The 17462-nt window shown below is 70.0% G+C and carries 19 protein-coding genes and 1 pseudogene; 8 read left to right on the top strand and 12 right to left on the bottom strand.

Translation table 11 applies throughout. The features are described 5' to 3' along the window. Nucleotides 1-19 precede the first annotated feature (19 nt). Nucleotides 20-610, bottom strand: a complete 591-nt coding sequence (locus tag BW730_RS19450) for a TetR/AcrR family transcriptional regulator (protein WP_077686648.1) — start codon at nt 608-610, stop codon at nt 20-22. A 139-nt stretch (nt 611-749) separates the two neighbouring features. On the opposite strand from BW730_RS19450, the gene BW730_RS13150 reads away from it, so the two are divergent. From BW730_RS13150 to BW730_RS13145, 3 genes are all read left to right on the top strand, one after another. Then, complete coding sequence (locus BW730_RS13150) at nt 750-2075, top strand: FAD-dependent oxidoreductase (RefSeq protein ID WP_226996807.1); 1326 nt, start codon at nt 750-752, stop codon at nt 2073-2075. Nucleotides 2076-2083: 8 nt separating this feature from the next. Further along, the gene (locus tag BW730_RS19445) at nt 2084-2446 is read left to right on the top strand and encodes an FAD-binding protein (RefSeq protein ID WP_418082017.1); all 363 of its coding nucleotides are present in this window, start codon (nt 2084-2086) and stop codon (nt 2444-2446) included. A 297-nt stretch (nt 2447-2743) separates the two neighbouring features. Then, nucleotides 2744-3220 carry a CoA-binding protein gene (locus tag BW730_RS13145; RefSeq protein WP_077686647.1) on the top strand — a complete coding sequence of 159 codons (477 nt, stop codon included), beginning with the start codon at nt 2744-2746 and terminating at the stop codon, nt 3218-3220. A gap of 233 nt (nt 3221-3453) precedes the next feature. Here BW730_RS13145 and BW730_RS13140 read toward each other — a convergent pair whose 3' ends face one another. From BW730_RS13140 to BW730_RS13130, 3 genes are all read right to left on the bottom strand, one after another. Beyond that, entirely contained in the window at nt 3454-3999 is a 546-nt protein-coding gene (locus tag BW730_RS13140; protein WP_077686646.1) for a GNAT family N-acetyltransferase, read from the bottom strand. A 68-nt stretch (nt 4000-4067) separates the two neighbouring features. Further along, nucleotides 4068-4298, bottom strand: coding sequence for a helix-turn-helix domain-containing protein (locus BW730_RS13135; RefSeq protein WP_077686645.1), 231 nt, complete (start codon nt 4296-4298; stop codon nt 4068-4070). Continuing rightward, entirely contained in the window at nt 4299-4808 is a 510-nt protein-coding gene (locus tag BW730_RS13130) for a DUF2975 domain-containing protein (RefSeq protein ID WP_077686644.1), read from the bottom strand. 212 nt (nt 4809-5020) lie between these two features. Here BW730_RS13130 and BW730_RS20385 point away from each other — a divergent pair. Both BW730_RS20385 and BW730_RS13120 read left to right on the top strand, forming a co-directional pair. After that, nucleotides 5021-5146: pseudogene (locus BW730_RS20385) on the top strand (hypothetical protein); the annotation flags it as partial. A 247-nt stretch (nt 5147-5393) separates the two neighbouring features. Next, nucleotides 5394-6191, top strand: a complete 798-nt coding sequence (locus BW730_RS13120) for a M56 family metallopeptidase (RefSeq protein WP_077686643.1) — start codon at nt 5394-5396, stop codon at nt 6189-6191. Here BW730_RS13120 and BW730_RS13115 read toward each other — a convergent pair. From BW730_RS13115 to BW730_RS13100, 4 genes are read right to left on the bottom strand one after another with little or no spacing between them, the layout of a single operon-like run. Next, the gene (locus tag BW730_RS13115; RefSeq protein WP_077686642.1) at nt 6188-7084 is read right to left on the bottom strand and encodes a copper resistance D family protein; all 897 of its coding nucleotides are present in this window, start codon (nt 7082-7084) and stop codon (nt 6188-6190) included. The two genes, BW730_RS13120 and BW730_RS13115, sit on opposite strands and share 4 nt — an antisense overlap. Continuing rightward, on the bottom strand, nt 6982-7764 hold the full coding sequence (locus BW730_RS13110; RefSeq protein ID WP_077686641.1) for a copper resistance CopC family protein: 783 nt from the start codon (nt 7762-7764) through the stop codon (nt 6982-6984). Before BW730_RS13110 ends, BW730_RS13115 begins: the two co-directional genes overlap by 103 nt. Then, nucleotides 7761-8495: a YcnI family protein gene (locus BW730_RS13105; RefSeq protein ID WP_077686640.1), complete on the bottom strand. Its 735-nt coding sequence runs from the start codon at nt 8493-8495 to the stop codon at nt 7761-7763. Before BW730_RS13105 ends, BW730_RS13110 begins: the two co-directional genes overlap by 4 nt. A 24-nt stretch (nt 8496-8519) precedes the next feature. Further along, nucleotides 8520-9098, bottom strand: coding sequence for a DUF5134 domain-containing protein (locus BW730_RS13100; protein ID WP_077686639.1), 579 nt, complete (start codon nt 9096-9098; stop codon nt 8520-8522). 163 nt (nt 9099-9261) lie between these two features. On the opposite strand from BW730_RS13100, the gene BW730_RS13095 reads away from it, so the two are divergent. Then, nucleotides 9262-11199: a cytochrome c oxidase assembly protein gene (locus BW730_RS13095; protein ID WP_193432342.1), complete on the top strand. Its 1938-nt coding sequence runs from the start codon at nt 9262-9264 to the stop codon at nt 11197-11199. Between the two features lie 47 nt (nt 11200-11246). Beyond that, nucleotides 11247-13487, top strand: coding sequence for a heavy metal translocating P-type ATPase (locus tag BW730_RS13090; protein ID WP_077687660.1), 2241 nt, complete (start codon nt 11247-11249; stop codon nt 13485-13487). Between the two features lie 134 nt (nt 13488-13621). Here BW730_RS13090 and BW730_RS13085 read toward each other — a convergent pair whose 3' ends face one another. After that, on the bottom strand, nt 13622-14263 hold the full coding sequence (locus tag BW730_RS13085; protein ID WP_077686638.1) for a response regulator: 642 nt from the start codon (nt 14261-14263) through the stop codon (nt 13622-13624). 38 nt (nt 14264-14301) lie between these two features. Further along, nucleotides 14302-15624, bottom strand: a complete 1323-nt coding sequence (locus BW730_RS13080) for a sensor histidine kinase (protein WP_077686637.1) — start codon at nt 15622-15624, stop codon at nt 14302-14304. 109 nt (nt 15625-15733) lie between these two features. Here BW730_RS13080 and BW730_RS13075 point away from each other — a divergent pair, with 109 nt between their 5' ends. Next, on the top strand, nt 15734-16378 hold the full coding sequence (locus BW730_RS13075) for a nucleoside/nucleotide kinase family protein (protein WP_077686636.1): 645 nt from the start codon (nt 15734-15736) through the stop codon (nt 16376-16378). Between the two features lie 6 nt (nt 16379-16384). Here BW730_RS13075 and BW730_RS18635 read toward each other — a convergent pair whose 3' ends face one another. Continuing rightward, nucleotides 16385-16540 (bottom strand): substrate-binding domain-containing protein, encoded by a 156-nt coding sequence (locus BW730_RS18635; protein WP_158522665.1) that lies wholly within the window; start codon nt 16538-16540, stop codon nt 16385-16387. Nucleotides 16541-16873: 333 nt separating this feature from the next. Continuing rightward, nucleotides 16874-17443, bottom strand: a complete 570-nt coding sequence (locus BW730_RS13070) for a winged helix-turn-helix domain-containing protein (protein ID WP_077686635.1) — start codon at nt 17441-17443, stop codon at nt 16874-16876. Nucleotides 17444-17462: the final 19 nt, after the last annotated feature.

Genomic DNA, 17462 nt, shown 5'->3' with positions numbered 1-17462 from the left:
CTGACCGACGGCGTCGCCATCACTCGGCGCCGGGCTGGCGAGCGATGCGTGGATCGATGCCGAGGAGGTGGGCGCCGAGGCTGAGGATGCTCGAGTGGATGACGTCTGCCCCGATCGACGCCTCCTCCCGAAGGGCCGGCTGCGCCGGAGCGTTGCAGGCGGCCAGGAAGTAGGCGACCGCGAGTCGCCGCCCCGCCGTCGGATCCGGGCCCAGCAGCGCCGACTCCATCTGGACGAAGGTGGCGGCGGTGTGCGGGTCCGCAGCGAGGATCGGCCCGACCGTCGGGTCGTTCATCATGATCGAGTAGCGCTGTCGATGGTCGACCATGATGTCGGCCAAGCCCATGACGATCAGCCAGGCGCGTTCGTCCGGCGTGGCGGCGGCCGACGACGCGGCGACGGCATCGTCCAACTGCGCCAAACCCTCGCTCAGCACCTCGACGACGATCTGATCCTTGACGGGGAAGTGGTGGTAGATCGCGGCCTTCGTGATGCCGAGCCGTCCGGCGATCATCTGGAGCGAGGTCCCCGCGACACCATGCTCGGCGAACAGTTCGAGCGCTGCCTCCAGCACCCGTTCGCGTCCAACTCCCGCGGCTGCGCGTCCCATGTGTGCCTCCTGTTCCACAGCAGTGTGGCCGGTCTCCCCGGTTAGTGCCACCCCACCCTTTCAGAAAACTTGCCGTGCGGCTAGTATTTGGACAAAGGCGGTCGTCCCGCCCGAATTGCCACAGCAAAGGAGCTTCACCATGGCCGAGACTGTTCCCCCTCCGGTTCCCGCGAAGGACTGCACCGTCGACCTCCTGGTCGTCGGCTCAGGCACCGGCCTCGCGACCGCGCTGGCCGCGAAGGAGCGCGGCCTGAACGTGTTGGTCGTCGAGAAGACGAAGTACGTCGGCGGATCGACGGCACGTTCCGGCGGCGCGTACTGGATCCCCGCCAACCCCGTGCTGCTGCGCGACGGCGGCATCGACACGCACGAGCGCGGCCTCACCTACATCGGCGACGTCGTGGGCGACACCTCTCCGGAGCCCCGCTGGACGGCGTTCATGAAGCACGGCGACGAGACCGTCAAGATGCTCGAGCGCACCACCCCGCTGACCTTCTTCTGGGCCGAGGGCTACTCCGACTACCACCCCGAGCGTCCCGGCGGCGACGCGGCGGGTCGCAGTTGCGAGCCCAAGCCGTTCGACCTGCGCAAGTTGGGCGAGGACCGCGCGCGGTTCCGCCCCGCGACGATGTCCGCGCCTGTGCCGATGCCGGTGACCGGCGCCGACTACAAGTGGATGAACCTGATGATGCGCACGCCGCTGAAGTCCATTCCCAAGATCATCCGCCGCGTCATCCAGGGCATGGGCGGCCTCGCCATCAAGCGCGAGTACTCCGCTGGCGGCCAGGCGATCGCGGGCGGCATGTACGCGGGCGTTCGCAACGCGGGCATCCCCGTCTGGACGGAGGCGTCGCTCAAGGAACTGGTCACCGACGGCAACGGAGCGGTGACCGGCGCGATCGTCGAGCAGGGCGGCCGTGACGTCACCGTCACGGCCCGCAAGGGCGTCGTGCTTGCGGCAGGTGGCTTCGACCACAACCTGGACCTGCGGCACCGCTACCAGTCGGAGAAGATCACCAAGAACCTCAGCCTCGGTTCCGAGGGCAACACTGGTGACACGCTCGCGATGGCCGAGGGACTCGGTGCCGAGTTGGCCAACCTCGACCAGGCGTGGTGGTTCCCGGCGGTCGCGCCCGTCAAGGAAGGCATGGCGCCCGCCGTCATGCTCGCCGAGCGCTCGCTGCCCGGCTCGCTGATCGTCGACCACACCGGCAAGCGGTTCATCAACGAGTCCATCGACTACATGAGCTTCGGCCAGAAGGTCCTGGAGCGGGAGAAGGCAGGCGACCCCGTCAAGGAGATCTGGCTCATCTTCGACCAGCAGTACCGCAACTCCTACGTCTTCGCCGGCGGGATCTTCCCCGCCAGCCCCTGCCACAGGCGTGGTACGACGCGGGGATCGCCGCCAAGGCGACGACCCCCGCCGAACTGGCCTCCGCCATCGGCCTCGACCCGGCCGCGCTGAGCGAGACGATGGCGCGGTTCAACCTGATCGCCGGCGCCGGCGTTGACGAGGACTTCCAGCGCGGCAACAGCGCCTACGACCGCTACTACGGCGACCCGACCCAGACCCCCAACCCGAACCTCCGCCCCCTGTCGGGCCAGTTGTACGCGGTCAAGATGGTCGTCTCTGACCTCGGCACCTGCGGCGGCGTGATGACCGACGAACACGGTCGCGCGGTCAAGGAGTCCGGCGAGCCGGTCGAGGGCCTATACGCCCAGGGCAACGCGGCCGCAAACGTGTTCGGGCACAGCTACCCCGGTGCGGGGGCGACGATCAGCCAGGGCCTTGTCTACGGCTACATCATCGCCAAGCACGCCGCCGAGGCGCGCTGACCGACTGACATGGGCCAACGGCCGCCCCGCGATCGCCACACCGCGGGGCGGCCGTTCCGCGTCTCTGGTGACCCCCAGAGGTGCGCCTTGTAGACATGTGCAAGGACCGGCCCAGCGGCACCCTTGAGTCGGTGTCGTTGCGGGCGAGACGCACCGGTTCGCATCCTTCGATGACGTCGACGCGTCGGACGTGGGCGGGCCGGGGTTTGCGGAGGCATCGTGGCTTGTCCGTGAGGGGTGGGGCGCTTGCGCCGACCCGGCTCCGAGCCGAGGATCAGGCAGGCGCACCATGGGCGTATGAACATCAAGGACGCTGCCGCCGACTTCCTGGCATGCCGGCGGATCGCGGTGACCGGGGTCTCCCGGACGCCAGGCAGCCACGGCGCGAACGTGGTCTACGACCGGCTGATGGAACGCGGCTACGACGCGGTCGCGATCAACCCGATGACCACGGAGATCGGCGGCAGGCCCGCCTACCCCGACCTGAGATCGGTGCCTGGCGGGGTCGAGGCCGTCGTCATCGGCACCGCTCCGCGGCACGCCATGGGCACCATGCGCGAGGCGGTTGAGTTGGACGTCACCAAGGTCTGGCTGCATCGATCCATCGACGGTGGCAGCGTCGATGACGACGCCGTCACGTTCGGGCGCGAGCACGGGGTCGTGGTGATCGACGGAGGGTGCCCGCTGATGTTTGACCCGGCCGCGGACGGTGCCCACAAGGCGATGTGTGCAGTCCTGAAGCTGGTGGGTCGGGTGCCGCGAAAGGTCAGTTGACGCCCGGACCTCGGCGCTCCCGGCAGCGGCTCGCGGCCTCCTCCGTCAGTGTCACGCGATTCGTTGCCCGGCGGTTGACGCACGCGCGACGCCCGGACGATGGCCGTCGATGCCTGGCGGCGCGCGTTCGGGACCACATCAAAGCGCGACGCAGACAGGTCGAGCGCGCCGCGGGGCTGGATCCGACGTGCATCGGGCGGCGGTCACCGGGTTCCCTCGCGCGAGCTCGGGTGTCAGAGTGGCGGATCGTCGTTCAGTCGGCTCAACGCCAACAGATCGACGAGCCCTCCGTGCGTGCGACCCTTGCGTCGGAGCGTTCCGTCGATGCGATAGCCGGCTCGCAGCGCGACCCCGAGCGAGGCCAGGTTGCCCGTCGCCACGTGCACCTCGACGCGCTGCAGCCCCTGTCGAAAGGCGTAGTCGGTCATCGCCATCAGGGCCGTCGTCATGAGCCCCTTCCCTCGCCCCCACGGTGCCAGCCAGTAGCCGGCCTCGGTGACGCCGACCGACCAGTCGGTCGTGTTGAGGCCGATCACGCCGCAGAGCCGACCCTCCGACTCGATGGCGCGCTCGATCCCGGCACCGCTCTTGAGCTGCTTCGGGGCGTGGTCGAGGGCGAAGGCCCGCGCGTCGTCCTCGCTGTAGGGGACCGGGATCGGGAGCCAGGCGCGGATCGCATCGTCGTTGCAGGCCGCCGTGATGTCGGCCAGATCCCGCTCCGCAAGTGGGCGTAGGCGCCCGCGATCGAGCTGGATGATGTCGTCGCTGAACCGTCGCATGCACCGAGGCTAGTCCGGTTCGCCCGTGCCTGCCGCCCGGGGTCGACGGGGCATCGACGGGGCGGCAGTCATTCCACCGGGTCACCGTCGGGGTCGCCCGGCACCCAGGTCATCACGTCTCCCGGGGTGCAGCCAAGCACCCGGCAGATCGCGTCGAGGGTGCTGAAGCGCACGGCCTTCGCGCGACCGTTCTTGAGCACGGCGACGTTGGCGGGGGAGAGGCCGATGGCTGCGGCAAAGTCGCCGACAGACATTCGACGTTCCGCCAGGAGGACGTCCAGGTTCACGATGATCGCCACTCAGACCACCTCCGCCAGTTCTTCGTGCAGGGTGACGGCCCGACGCAGCAGCCCGCGCATCACGAAGACCACCATCGCAAAGCCGAGGGCGGTGGCCGCGCCCGCCAGGCAGAAGAGCAGCAGCGACACGTCCGTCATGTCGCCCGCGCCGTCTGCGCTGGGAGGCAGGGCGGGCAACCACGCCGTCGAGATCAGGAACCCGACGCACAGCGCCGACGCCGCGAGGCAGGCGGCGATCACCAGGTCGACCCATGCGAACGCGCGACGGGAGAAGATCCCCTCGCCGAGGCTCATCTGGGCGAGCACCGCCGTCGCGATCAGGACGACCTGGACGCACACCAACCCGAGGATGCCCATCACGATCAGGCGGCCCTCGACCTGCGCGATCACGGGATCGAGCGCCGCCTCCGCCGTGACGGCTTGAGGGATCACCACGACCTGGAAGAAGATGCAGAAGGAGGCGACGAAGATCGTGCAGATCTGGACGAGGATGACCACGGCTCTGTTCATGACACGAGTATCGACAGGTATCTATCGGTAATCAATAGATTTCGGACGATGATCGACAGGTTGGGACCAGGGTCTGACGGCGTGGGCACCCAGGTGCGACGGCGACCGGCACCGCCACCCGGCCGCCGGTCCGTGCCGGACGGGAGCCGGTCGCTGGATCTCTACGCGATGTAGCACTGCGTCGAGTAGCATTCCCGCAGAGGAGGTGGCCGGTGGCAGGTCAACGGTCCCGGGAGCCGGGCGAACTCGAGGCGGAGGTGCTGCGCGTCCTTCGCTGCTTTGACGGCCCCGTCGGTGCGCGGGAGATCCAGGCGCGGTTCGCCGAGCCTCGCCCCGCCAACACCACGCTCCTGACGATCCTCGAACGACTTCGGGTGAAGGGCCTGGTCGAGCGCGAGGTGTTGTCCCCCGCAAGGTCCGCTTCGCGGCCGTCCACTCCGTCGAGGAGCACGCGACCGAGGCGATGCTCGGCGTGCTCGAGGGTGTCGATGACCGGCGCGCGGTGCTGCTGCGCTTCGCGGGCAACCTCGACGACGCCGACGTTGCGTTCCTGCGCGATGCCCTGGCGACCAAGCGGAAGTGACGATGCTGCTTCCCCTCGTCCTGCTGCTCGGCGCACTGACCCTCGCGTTCGGTGCGCCCCTGCTGCTCGCGGGCGGCCGATGGCAGGTGTTCCGGCCGGCGCTCGCGCTAGGGCTGTGGTTCTCGGCCTTCGTCCTCGGCGTGCTGCTCGCCTGCTCGGCGTTCGTCGCGAGCATCGTCGTGGCGGTCGACGCGTCGACGACGACTGGCTCGTTCGCCGCGTCCCTGGTGGCCTGGGGCGCCGTCGTGGTGACCGCCGGGGTCATCGCCCTGGCGACAGGTGCCTCCGACCCGCTCGTCGACTCCTACCGGGAGAACCTGCGTCGGCTGACCCCGGTCGCGACCTCACGAGAGGATCGCGGCGCCTTCACCCTGGTGCGTTTCGAGTCCGACGACCCCGTCGCGGTCGCCGTCCCGGGGCGACCCGCGGAGATCCTGGTCTCCTCCGCCCTGGAGCGGGCGCTCACCACGGCCCAACTCCACGCCGTGCTTGCCCACGAGTACGCGCACCTGCGCGGCAGGCACGGCCTGCTGGTGCGGCTCGCCGAACTGAACGAGGCCTGCCTGCCCGGCTTCGTGCCAGCGGGCCGCTCGCTCAGGAAGGCCACCCTGATGCTCGTCGAGTTGGTCGCCGACGACGTCGCCGCACGCCAGGCTGGCTCCGCGCAACTCACCGTCGCGCTGGAGAGGTTGGCCGAGGCGAGCGGCGAGGCGGGCTTCCTCGCCCGCGCCGAACGCCTGCGCGCCATCGCGCCGCAGCGCCCCGACGGCGCAGCGCTGCCCACGGCGGTGCGGGTCTAGCTCCCCGCCACGTCGACCGTGACAAGGGCGATCGGGCTCTCGAACCGCGACACCCGCGCCGTGAACTGCACCTGCCAGGCGCCTTCGACCGGCAGCGGAAGCGACGCCACCCAACGCCCGTCCTCGAATCGCGCCTCCGCGCGGATCGGGCCGAGTGACTGTTCGGGAAGCCGTGCTTGGACGGCGACCTCCCCGTCGGTCACCGCGCTACCGCGGTAGGCGAGCCCGAAGCTCAGGTCCAGCGCCTGACCCCGCTCCGATGCCTCGCCGTCGACCCGCAGGCCCTGCGAATCGGCCGAGATCGTCACCGGTGCCTGGACGTGGTGGTGCGCGTCGTGCGGGTCCAACTGCGTGAAGAATCCCGTGATCACGGCGACCGTGACGACGAGCGCGGCCTCCTTGGCCAACATCCGCCGCAGCCGCGGCCAAGCCTCCCGGTCTGGTGCCCGCCGGAGGGCTGGCACCAGGGCGAACCGGTTCCACGCCGCAAGCACGACCGCCGCGACGACGACGCCGACCTTCAGTAGCAGCGTCCTGCCATAACCGCCGTCGACAAGGGCCGATGGTTCGGGCAGCACCAGCGCGGCCATCGCGACCCCGGATGCGGCCAGGGCCGCGACCGAGACCAGCGCGCCGCCTGAGAAGCGTGCGACCACGCGGGCCGCGTCACCCGCCGGGACCCGCCCCGGGACGGTCACCGCGACCAGCCCGACGAGCCCGCCGAGCCAGAAGGCGGCCGCGGCCAGATGGACCGCGTCGCCGGTCAGCATCAGCCACGACGGGGTGGCCGTCAGCGTGTGCCCCACCAGCACGGGCGCGGCGAGCGCCACCAGCGCCAGGACGGGGGCGAACGGGCCGCGCAGCCACCACGCGGGGCCCGCGACGACGACCAACCCGAGCGCGAGCAGCGTGCCCGGCTGGACGGACGCGACCCAGCCCGGATCGCCGAGGCCAAGCCCCGCGCCGCGCAGCGCGGCGAGCGGGACCAGCGCCGCAGACGCCGCGACGGCGAGCAGCCAGGCCGCCCGCGCCGCGCGGGCAGCACCGGCGTCCGCGCCACCCAACCGCCGAAGATCAGCAGGCCGACGCCAAGCAGCAGGCCGGCGTACTGGGCCGACGTCAGCGCCCCCGTCAGCCAGCCGACCGCGGGGTCGTCCGCGGACGCCTGGGGCCCGACGGGTGCCCCGCCGGTGTCAGTGCCGACCGTGAACGACAGCGTCCCGGATACCGGGTGCCCGTCGCCGGAGATCACCCGGTACGCCAGGAGCAGGCGCCCCGTCGCGTCGCCCGCGGGGCGAACCGACACCGTCGCGCCGGTGGCGGTCGCGTCGGGTTGGGGGAGTTCGCCCGCCGAGCCGAAGAGCCGGAAGGCGCCGGGGACGGGGGTCACGGCCTCGCTGAAGACCAACTTAATGACGGCCGGGGAGGCGGCGAGGACCGCCCCGTCGGCCGGGTCGCTCGACTCGAGGTCCGCGTGGGCGGCGGCGGGTGAGGCCGGGGCGAGCAGCGCAAGCACGAGCGCGAACAGGCCGACCAGAGCGGCCATCCGGGAGCGGGTCCCGGCGCGGCTCATGCGCGCGGCCGCACCCTGATCAGGGCCACGAGCCCGGCGAGGAGGCCGAGCGAGCCGACGACCAGCGCCGCGATCCCCACCGCGTTCGACGAACCCGCCTCGGCCACGTGCGAGTCGTGACCCCCTTCGGAGGCGTGCTCGTCGTGTGCGGACGGGGAAGCGGTAGGCGTCGCGTGGTCGTGGCCATGCGTATCGACGGCCGGCGCGACGGCCAGCGCGGGGGCGGGCAGGTCCAGGTCGTGCGGATCCTGGCCATCGGCGGGGAGCTCGACCCACGCCGACTCGCCCTGTTCGCAGGTCTGCACCGTGGGGAAGTAGAGCGTCGTGTCGCCCGCGTCCGCGGGCAGTTGCATGGACAGTTCGAAGGCGTCGCGCTGCCCGTCGGGCAACGGGGTGGTTGCGGTGTAGACGACCTGGGCGACCCGCTCGGTCAGTTCGTTGCCGTGCGCGTCCGTGATGGGGGTCGGAAGCTGCTCCATCACCTTCTCGACGGTGTAGAGCGCGTTGCGGGTCGGGGTGACCGAGTTGATGCCCTCGGGGACCTGGATGGCCACGGCGGTCGTCGCCGAGCCGTCGCACCCGTGCGGGACCGCGAGGGTGACGACGGTGTAGCCGCCCGCGACCGCGGAGTCGGACGATGCCGTCACGTGAGCGTGGGCGACGGCCGCCGACCCGAGCGTCAGGGCGGCGGCGCCGAACAGGGCGGCAAGGGCGGAATATCGATGCTTCATGGATGTCTCCTGGGTGAGAGGTGGTCAGGCGACCATCAGCCAGCACATCGCGGCCATGCCCGCCAGCATCGCGACCATGGTCACGGTGTCGACGAGATGGTTGGAGCGACAGTGTCGACGCACCTGGGGGGCAGCGTCGACCGCCAACAAGACGGCGGTGATCAGCAGCAGGGCGGTCAGGACGACGCCCGCCACGATCCCGAGAGTGCTCATGGAGTGGGCGTGGCCGGCCCCGTGCGGCATGGGCGGCATCACGGCCACCATCCACGTCATCGACCCCATCATCAGCGCGTGCACCAGTTGGTGCCAGGCCGGGTGGCCGCCCAACTGGTCCGGCTCGAATCGGCCGAGCAACTGGCCGAGCCAGACGGCAAGGAACCAGAGGGTTGCGATCGCGAAGACGACGAGTTGGGGCAGCCAAGGGATGGCCCGCCACCACGGCCACACCATCGCGAGCATCACCACGGCCATCAACAGATGGAAGGCGTTGCCGATGGTCAGTAGCGGGCGGCGGCGACCGGCGAGGAGTTGGGCCGCGAGCGATACCGTGATGGCGGCAAAGACGATCGTGAAGATCCACTGCCACACCGGGTTCGAGACCACGAACTCCCTTTCTCTACAAGCTGTAGAGAACGTAACAGACAGATCCGGTCAATAACAAGACATCCTGTAGAGTAACGCGGCGATGGAGGGTGTTGACGAGGCGATGAAAACCACGAGCAGATCCGCAGGACACCTGCCCTTACAGGCCGCAGGCGCGGTGGGGGTGACCCTCGCGCTCATCGTCCCGATCATGGTCGCGCTGTACGTCGGCACGGAGCCCTACGACCTTCTGATCCGCAACTACCCGGGCGTCGGGATCTCCGCCGCAACCACGGCGTTCCAGGCGGTCGCCGAGCTTTCCTCGGTCGTCGCGGTCGGCGCGCTCGTGAGCGTGCTGTTCCTGCGCCCGTTGCCCGGACGCAAGGCCTTCCCGCTGCCTGCTGGCCTCGACCGCACGATCCTGCGCTGGTCCGCAGGCACCTGGGCGCTCAGCACCTTCGTGCTCGTCTTCCTCAACGCCCTCGACACCAGCGGCATGTCGCTTGCCCAACTCGCCCAGCCGGGCATGGCCGACTACCTGGTCGCGTCCGTCTCGAACTTCTGGCCGTCGGTGCTCCGCTTCGCCGGCGCCGCACTCGTGGCGTTGACGGCGCGCGTCGCGTCGTGCTGGACCACGCTGCTGATCGGACTGTGGGGCGCTGGCCTCTCCGTCCTGACGCCGATCGCCGTCGGGCAGGTGCTGGTCGGCCCCGACCACGACTTCGGAGGCGACGCGGCCACCGTCCAGGCGCTCATCGGCTACCCGACCCTCGGGGTCCTGCTCGTGATCGCGCTGCGCGTGCTGTTCGGCGACGAGGTCGCCACCGTCACCTGGCGACGCTGGATCCGGATGGCCGTGGTCGCGCTGCCCGTGATGGTCCTCGCCGAGGCGATCCTCACCTGGTTCAAGCTTGCGGGCAGCCCGCTGCTCTCAACCCTGACGGGTTGGCTGATGGTCTGGCGCTGGGCGGGGCTCGCCCTCGTCTGCGCCGCGGCGCTCGGCATCATCGTCGCCCGCAGGCGTCGTCGCTTCCGTTCCGTCGAGGCGCCGCTGCTCGCGCTCGGGTCGCTCGGCATCTTCGGCTGGGTCGCCATCACCGTCGCGATGCTCCGGGTGCTTCCGCCGCAGTACTTCGTGCCGACCAGCCCTGCTCAGGTCTTCCTCGGCTACGACACCCCCGACGCCCCGACGCTGGTCAAGGTGCTCACCTCGGGCCGACCCAACATGCTCTTCGTCGCGCTGGGCGTCGCCGGGATCGTCTTCTACCTTGTCGCGCTCGCCGCGCTGCGCCGCCGTGGCACGCCGTGGCCGTGGACCCGCACCCTCTCCTGGATCCTCGGCTGGGTCGTGGTCATCTACGTCACGAGTTCCGGCCTCGGCCTGTACTCGGCCCCCCACTTCGGCATCCACATGATCGTGCACATGAGCCTCAGCATGCTTGCGCCGGTCCTGCTGTCGCTGGGCGGCGTCCTCACCCTGCTGCTGCGTGCGAGCAAGGCGGGCGGCCCCGTCGCGAGCATGCACGACTGGGTCAGTTGGGCGCTGCAGTGGCGCGTCGCGAAGTGGCTGTACAACCCGATCGTCGCGTTCACGCTGTTCATCTCGTCGTACTACGCGCTGTACTTCACCGGGCTGTTCGAGCACCTGATGACCTACCACTGGGGCCACCAGTTGATGAACGCCCACTTCCTGCTGGTGGGCTACGTCTACTACTCGCTGATCATCGGCGTCGACCGCGGTCCCAAGCCGCTTCCGCACATCGCCAAGCTCGGTCTGGCGATGGCCGCGATGCCGTTCCACGCCTTCTTCGGCGTGATCCTGATGAACGGACGCTCGATCATCGCCGAGCGGTACTACTACTACCTCGGGATGCCGTGGGCCGACCTCCCAGCGGCGCAGGAACTGGGCGGCGGCGTCGCCTGGGCGGGCGGCGAGATCCCGTCGCTGCTCGTCGTCGTCGCGCTCGGCATCCAGTGGGCGCGCCAGGATTCCAAGGAGGCGGCCCGCGCCGACCGCCACATGGACACCGGACGCGACAACGAGTACGAGGAGTACAACGAGATGTTGCAGCGGCTGGCCGAGCGCTCCGCGACGCCGACTCGTCGTGAGGGGGAGAAGTGACCCACACCGACACGGGTTCCCGGCTGATCGAACTCGAGATCAGCGGCATGACCTGCGCCGCGTGCGCCAACCGGATCGAGAAGAAGCTCCGCAAGCTCGACGGCGTGAGCGCCACCGTCAACTACGCCACCAACCGGGCGACCATCACCGGCATCGACGACGTCACCGCGGCCATCGCCGAGGTCGAGAAGGCAGGCTACGGAGCGCACCAGCGCCAGGGCGACGACGACGTCTGGTCGAAGCGCGCCACCGAGATGCACATCACGTCGCTGCGCCGCCGCCTCATCACGGCCGCCGCGCTCGCGATCCCGCTGATGGACATCACCATCGTGCTCGCGCTGTCGCCACAGTGGCGCTTCCCCGGCTGGGAGATCGTCTGCCTGCTGCTCGCGCTTCCCATCGTCACCTGGTGCGCGTGGCCCTTCCACAAGGCGACGCTGCGCAACCTCAGGCACGGCTCCGTCAGCATGGACACCCTCGTCTCGCTCGGCATCGTCGCCTCCTTCGGTTGGGCCGTCGCGACCCTGCTGTTCGGGCTCGGGCAGGCGAGCGACCACGGCTTCTGGCTCGGCTTCGGGGCGACCCCCGAGGGGGCCAACTCCGTCTACCTCGACGTCGCGGCAGGCATGACGACCTTCCAACTCGCGGGCCGCTACTTCGAGGCACGGTCGCGGCGGAAGGCCAGCGACGTGCTCGGCGCGCTGCACGCGCTCGCGGCGACGGAGGTCCGCGTGATTCGCGACGGCGTCGAGGAGATCGTCCCCGTCACCGCGCTCAACGTCGGCGACACGTTCGTCGTGCTGCCGGGCGAGACGATCGCCACCGACGGCGTCGTCGTCGGTGGGTCGGCCGCCGTCGACGCGTCCATGCTGACTGGAGAGCCCGTCCCCGTGCCCGTCGCGGCTGGCAGCGAGGTGACCGGCGGCACCATCAGCACCGATGCCCGCCTGGAGGTGAGCGCCACCGCTGTCGGCGCGCACACCCAGTTGTCGCAGATGGCGGCCCTCACCGAGGACGCGCAGGCCCGCAAGTCGCAGGTGCAGCGCCTGGTCGACCGGGTGATCACCTGGTTCGTGCCGACGATCATCGCGCTCGCCGTGCTCACCACCGTCGGCTGGATCATCGCCGGCGCGCCCCTGCAGCAGGCCTACGGCATCGGCATCGCCGTGCTGATCATCGCCTGCCCCTGCGCGCTCGGCCTCGCCACCCCGACGGCGCTGATGGTCGGCATCGGCCGCGGCGCGAGCCTCGGCGTCCTCATCAAGGGCCACGACGCGTTGGAGGCCTCCGGGCAGATCACCACCGTCGTGCTCGACAAGACGGGCACCCTGACCACCGGGTCGATGAGCGTGGCCGAGGTCGTCGCCGTCGGCATCGACGAGGACCGTCTCGTCGCGCTGGCCGCCGCGGTCGAGCGCGGCTCGGAGCACGCGATCGCCCGGGCCATCGAGCGCGACGCCGTCGAACGCAGGCTGCCACGCCTGGACGCCGAGGGCTTCGCCACGCTGCCTGGGCTCGGCGCCTCGGCGTCGGTCGACGGCGCCGAGGTCGTCATCGGCAACCCGCAACTGTTCCGCGAGCGGGGGATCGAGGCCCCGGCGGCGCTGGTCGAGGCCGTCGGTCTCGCCCGTGATCGTGGCGACAGCGTCTCCCTCGTGTCGCTCGACGGCGTGCTCGTCGGCTCCCTCGCGCTGAGCGACACCATCAAGCCGGACGCGGTGCAGGCGATCCAGGCGCTGAAGGCGCAGGGGCTGAGGACGGTGCTGCTGACCGGCGACTCGCGTCAGGCGGGCGAACGGATCGGCGCCGAACTCGGCCTGGACGAGGTGATCGCCGAGGTGCTGCCGCAGGAGAAGGCGGCCGTCGTCGAGGGTCTGCAGGCCAAGGGCGAGTTCGTCGCCATGGTCGGCGACGGCATCAACGACTCGATCGCGCTCGCCACCGCCGACCTGGGGCTCGGCGTGGTCAGCGGCACCGACATCGCACTGCGGGCCGCCGACATCATCATCGTGCGCGACGACCTGATCGCGATCGCCGACGCCGTCGGGCTGTCTCGCAAGACGCTGAAGACCATCAAGACCAACCTGATCTGGGCCTTCGCCTACAACATGGCAGCGGTCCCGATCGCGGCGGCCGGCCTGTTGAACCCGCTGATCGCGGCGGCCGCGATGTCGCTGTCGAGCGTGCTGGTCGTCCAGAACTCGCTGCGCCTGCAGAGCTACCGCAGCAAGCGCGTCGCGGCGCCGTCGAGGGACGAGATCCACGAGGACGAACTGCTCGCTGCCTGATTCGGCGACCGGCGCCGTCGATCGGCGGGCGCGCGGCCGGGTCGGGCGTTGAGCAGCATCCGGTGATCGTTCGGCCCTGGATCGTTCAAGACGGCAACTCTCCGCAACGACCTACGGAACTGCTCGAGGCCTCGTCAGCGGGCACGCAGGTAGGACACCACAGCGGTGACCCGACGGTGCGCGCCGTCGTCGGGCGCCAGGCCGAGCTTCGCGAAGATCCGCTGTGTGTGCTTCTCGACTGCTCCCTCCGTCACCACCAGCGACTCGGCGATCCGCGCGTTGGTGTGGCCCTCTGCCATCGACGCGAGGACCTCGCGTTCGCGCGGGGTGAGCGTCGCGATCGGGTCACTGCGGCGTCCCATCAACTGCCGCACCACCAGCGGGTCCAGGATGCTGCCCCCGGACGCCACGGTCGCGAGGGCCGTGAGAAAGTCGTCGATCTCGCTGACCCGGTCCTTCAACAGGTAGCCGAGACCACCGTCGCCCGAGGCGGCCAGATCGTCGAAATAGGACACCTCCACGTACTGGCTCAGCACCATCAGCGCAGCCTCCGGCCAGGTGCGACGGACCTCGACGGCGGCCCGCAGCCCCTCATCGGTGTGCGACGGCGGCATCCGCACGTCGACCACACACACGTCGGGGCGGTGCTCGAGCGCCGCGGTCACGAGCGCTGGGCCGTCGGCGACGGCGGCAACCACCTCGTGCCCGGCCTCGGTGAGGATGGCGACCAGACCCTCGCGCAGCAGGGCCGAGTCGTCCGCGATCACGATCCGCATGGCGCTCCTCCGGTTGGCTGCCGTCAGGGTATCCGAGCTCACAGGAGCGGCAACGAGGCGGTCAGGGTTGTCGGCCCGCCGGTCGGGGAATCGACATCGAAGATGCCCCCGACGCCCTCGACGCGCGAACGGAGCCCGCGGAGACCACTGCCCTTCGCCTCGTGCGCCCCGCCCATCCCGTCGTCGCTGACGGTCACGTCGAGGCGCACGGCGTCGCGCTCGACGACCGTCACTTCGGCGCGGTGCGCGAGCGAATGCTTCGCGACGTTGGTCAGGGCCTCGGAGACCGTGAAGTAGATGGCGGTCTCGACGGCGGGCGAAAGCGGCGACTCGACGTCGAAGTCCAGCATGACGGGGACCGGCGCCCGGTTGACCACCTCGTCGAGCGCGACCCGCAGCCCGCGGTCCACGAGCAGCGGAGGAGCGATCCCGCGGGTCAGCGAGCGCAGTTCGTCCACGGTATCGCGGGCCTGCTGAAGCGCGGAGTCGATGGTCGCCGCCGCCCTCTCGGGATCGTCGGCCAACTGCTTCCTCGCCCGTCCGAGATCCATGCTCAGCCTGACCAGTCGCTGTTGCGGGCCGTCGTGAATGTCGCGCTCGAATCGGCGCAGGGCGGTCGCCTCGGCGTCCTGGTGCGCGAGCCGGGTGGCTCGCTCGGTGTCGATCTCCTGCCGGAGGGAGGCCTGCGAGTTCAGGAGGAGGTCGGCCGGAGCCGCGTGAACCCATGCGGCGCCCCGAATCACCCATGGAAGGGTGACGAGCGCGATGAGGCCGAAGGCGGTGTTGATGATGGTGTCGCCGAGGCGGCCGCCGATGCCGAGCAGTTCGGCCAAGCCTTGGTTGCCTTCAGGGAGGAAGCCCTGCCACATCCAGTAGGTGAGGCCGCCGAGGACCGCGGCGTACCAGACGACCGAGACGCACCACGCGAGAAGTCCGGTGACGAAGCCGACGATGGTCCACAACGCGTCGAGCCAGTATTGCGCCTGCCGAAGGGGCCACAACCTGGTGGCGAGGGCCCCTGTGTCGCCGGGCGCTGGCGGATACGCTCCCCGCGGGATCGGGGTCCCGTTGAGCTTGTTGAGGCGCTGGCGCTCGGCCGTCGCGAAGCCGCGGGCGGCGAACAAGCCCGCGACCATGATCGGGAGTCCAACCCACACGATGACCGTGGAGATGCCGACGGCGATGAGCGTGAACACGGTGACGAACGCCGCCACGGCGAGGGGCAGGGTCAGCAGCACGTAGCCGGTGTCGGCGGCCAGTCGGCCCATCACACCGCGCCTCGTGCGGCGCGAGGGGCCGGTGGGCTGGCTGGTGGTGTCGAGCACAGGACCAGTGTCGCGGTCGACGTCGTCAAATGTCATGGGTCTGACGCTACGCGGTGGACGTCCCGCCCCCATCCCGCTGCCCGGCCAACCCGATGTCGGGCCAGCCCCACCCCTAGGCTTGGGCTGACGCGGAAGGGGCAACGCCTTGTCACAGACACCACGACGGATCACGGCCACGATCGACGAGGTCGTCGAGCGGGTCCGAGCCATGATCGTGCCTGGTCGGCGCAGGGTGCTGGCCATCGTCGGTTCACCCGGCGCGGGCAAGTCGACCCTCTGTGAGGCCATCGAACGCGGCCTGGGCGACCAGGTGGTGGTCGCCGGGATGGACGGCTTCCACCTCGACAACCCGATCCTGCTCTCGCGGGGCCGCCGCGAGGACAAGGGTGCGCCCGACACGTTCGACGTCGACGGCTACCTGGCCATGCTCCGCAGGCTCGTGGCGGCGGAAGAGGCGATCACCTACGCACCGCGCTTCGACCGGGAGATCGAGACGAGCATCGGCAGCGCCATCGCCGTCCCGCGCGACGTGCCGCTCGTCGTCACCGAGGGCACCTACCTGCTGCAGCCCACCGGCGGCTGGGAACTGGTGAAGGACCTGGTCGACGAGGTGTGGTTCCTCGACCTGCCGACCGACGTTCGGCAGGGTCGGCTGCTCGACCGCAGGCTGGGCCACGGCGACGATGAGGAACACGCGCGCGACTGGGTGCTGCGGGTCGACCAGGCGACGGCCGACCGGGTCGACGCGACCAAGGATCGCGCCGACCTGATCGTCACGATCCTCGACTGATGCGCCCTAGGTGCGTGGCGGTGCGGTCGTGCCCCGAGGCACGAACTCCGTCGGGATGATGATCCGTGACTTGGACGAGTTGTACGAGCCGCGAATCTGGTCGATCACCAGGTGGACCAGTTCGGTGCCGATCCGCGGGAAGTCCTGCCGGATCGTCGACAACGTGGTTGCAGGCAGGCCTGAATACCAGGTCGTCGAACCCGACGACGCCCAGCCTGTCCGCCTAGTCGGTTGGGCCAAGACCTCGTTGTCGCGACGGGAGTGGTTCCGGACCCGGTCCCGTTGCGGAGTCCGCGGAGCCAGTGAGCAGGTTGTCGATCGGTCGCCGGAGCGTGGTGCGGGTCTGACGTTGAGCATGTTTGGTAACTCGTTTGTGATTTGAACGTTCAACCAGGGCGCGGAACGCAACGAGCAGCCGAACATGCTCAAGGCTGAGTCGACCCGAGCACCGTTGGTGTCGGCTCGGACGATTGGCCCGCCAGTCGGGTGGGGGTGCTAGATCTCCTCGCTGGCGCTGAGGATCGTCAGGGTCCAGCTCAGGTCGTCATCGCTCGAATCGTCGCGGTAGCGGGCGATCACCTCGTGGAGTTCCTCGATCAGGTCATGGTGACGCTCGCGCGTCAGTCGCAGTCGAGTCTCGGCGAGCGTCCCTCGCTCGACGGGGTCCTCGCCGGTCACGAAGGACGATGCCCACTTCGCGACGCGTGCCAGTTGGTCCTGTGTCCCCGCGACGGACGTGGCAAGCACTGCGTTGCCCAGCGCGATATCGGCGACCGGATCTTCGGGCGAGCCCAGGGAGAGTTGCCCTGAGGTCGGCTTCCAGACGCGGTCGCGCCGATCGCGTGCCCTCTCGGGGGCCTCCTCGATCAGGCCGGCGTCGGCGAGCACGCGCAAGTGGAAGCTGAGAGTGTTCGCGGGGACCTCCAGGCGGTCGGCCAGGTCGGCGGCCCGCGCGAAACGCAGCCGGGACACCTCTCGCCACACCTGGTGACGCAGGGGATTGGCGAGCGCCTTCAGCACCTCGGTCGACATGGTCGGCGCTGGCAAGGACTTCTTCGTGGCCATGCCCCAAGGATATCCAGAA

The sequence above is a fragment of the Tessaracoccus aquimaris genome, from assembly GCF_001997345.1.
Lineage (GTDB): Bacteria > Actinomycetota > Actinomycetes > Propionibacteriales > Propionibacteriaceae > Arachnia > Arachnia aquimaris.
This window is presented reverse-complemented; position numbering and strand designations above follow the sequence as displayed.

Excerpts from the sequence above, each read along its gene's own strand:
- BW730_RS19445 (WP_418082017.1), top strand. The coding sequence starts at position 2,084 with ATGGCGCGGTTCAACCTGATCGCCGGCGCCGGCGTTGACGAGGACTTC.
- BW730_RS13070 (WP_077686635.1), bottom strand. The coding sequence starts at position 17,443 with ATGGCCACGAAGAAGTCCTTGCCAGCGCCGACCATGTCGACCGAGGTG.
- BW730_RS13110 (WP_077686641.1), bottom strand. The coding sequence starts at position 7,764 with ATGAGCCGCGCCGGGACCCGCTCCCGGATGGCCGCTCTGGTCGGCCTG.
- BW730_RS13105 (WP_077686640.1), bottom strand. The coding sequence starts at position 8,495 with ATGAAGCATCGATATTCCGCCCTTGCCGCCCTGTTCGGCGCCGCCGCC.
- BW730_RS13140 (WP_077686646.1), bottom strand. The coding sequence starts at position 3,999 with ATGCGACGGTTCAGCGACGACATCATCCAGCTCGATCGCGGGCGCCTA.
- BW730_RS19450 (WP_077686648.1), bottom strand. The coding sequence starts at position 610 with ATGGGACGCGCAGCCGCGGGAGTTGGACGCGAACGGGTGCTGGAGGCA.
- BW730_RS13150 (WP_226996807.1), top strand. The coding sequence starts at position 750 with ATGGCCGAGACTGTTCCCCCTCCGGTTCCCGCGAAGGACTGCACCGTC.
- BW730_RS13085 (WP_077686638.1), bottom strand. The coding sequence starts at position 14,263 with ATGCGGATCGTGATCGCGGACGACTCGGCCCTGCTGCGCGAGGGTCTG.
- BW730_RS13130 (WP_077686644.1), bottom strand. The coding sequence starts at position 4,808 with ATGAACAGAGCCGTGGTCATCCTCGTCCAGATCTGCACGATCTTCGTC.
- BW730_RS13120 (WP_077686643.1), top strand. The coding sequence starts at position 5,394 with ATGCTGCTTCCCCTCGTCCTGCTGCTCGGCGCACTGACCCTCGCGTTC.
- BW730_RS13080 (WP_077686637.1), bottom strand. The coding sequence starts at position 15,624 with ATGACATTTGACGACGTCGACCGCGACACTGGTCCTGTGCTCGACACC.
- BW730_RS13145 (WP_077686647.1), top strand. The coding sequence starts at position 2,744 with ATGAACATCAAGGACGCTGCCGCCGACTTCCTGGCATGCCGGCGGATC.
- BW730_RS13090 (WP_077687660.1), top strand. The coding sequence starts at position 11,247 with ATGACCTGCGCCGCGTGCGCCAACCGGATCGAGAAGAAGCTCCGCAAG.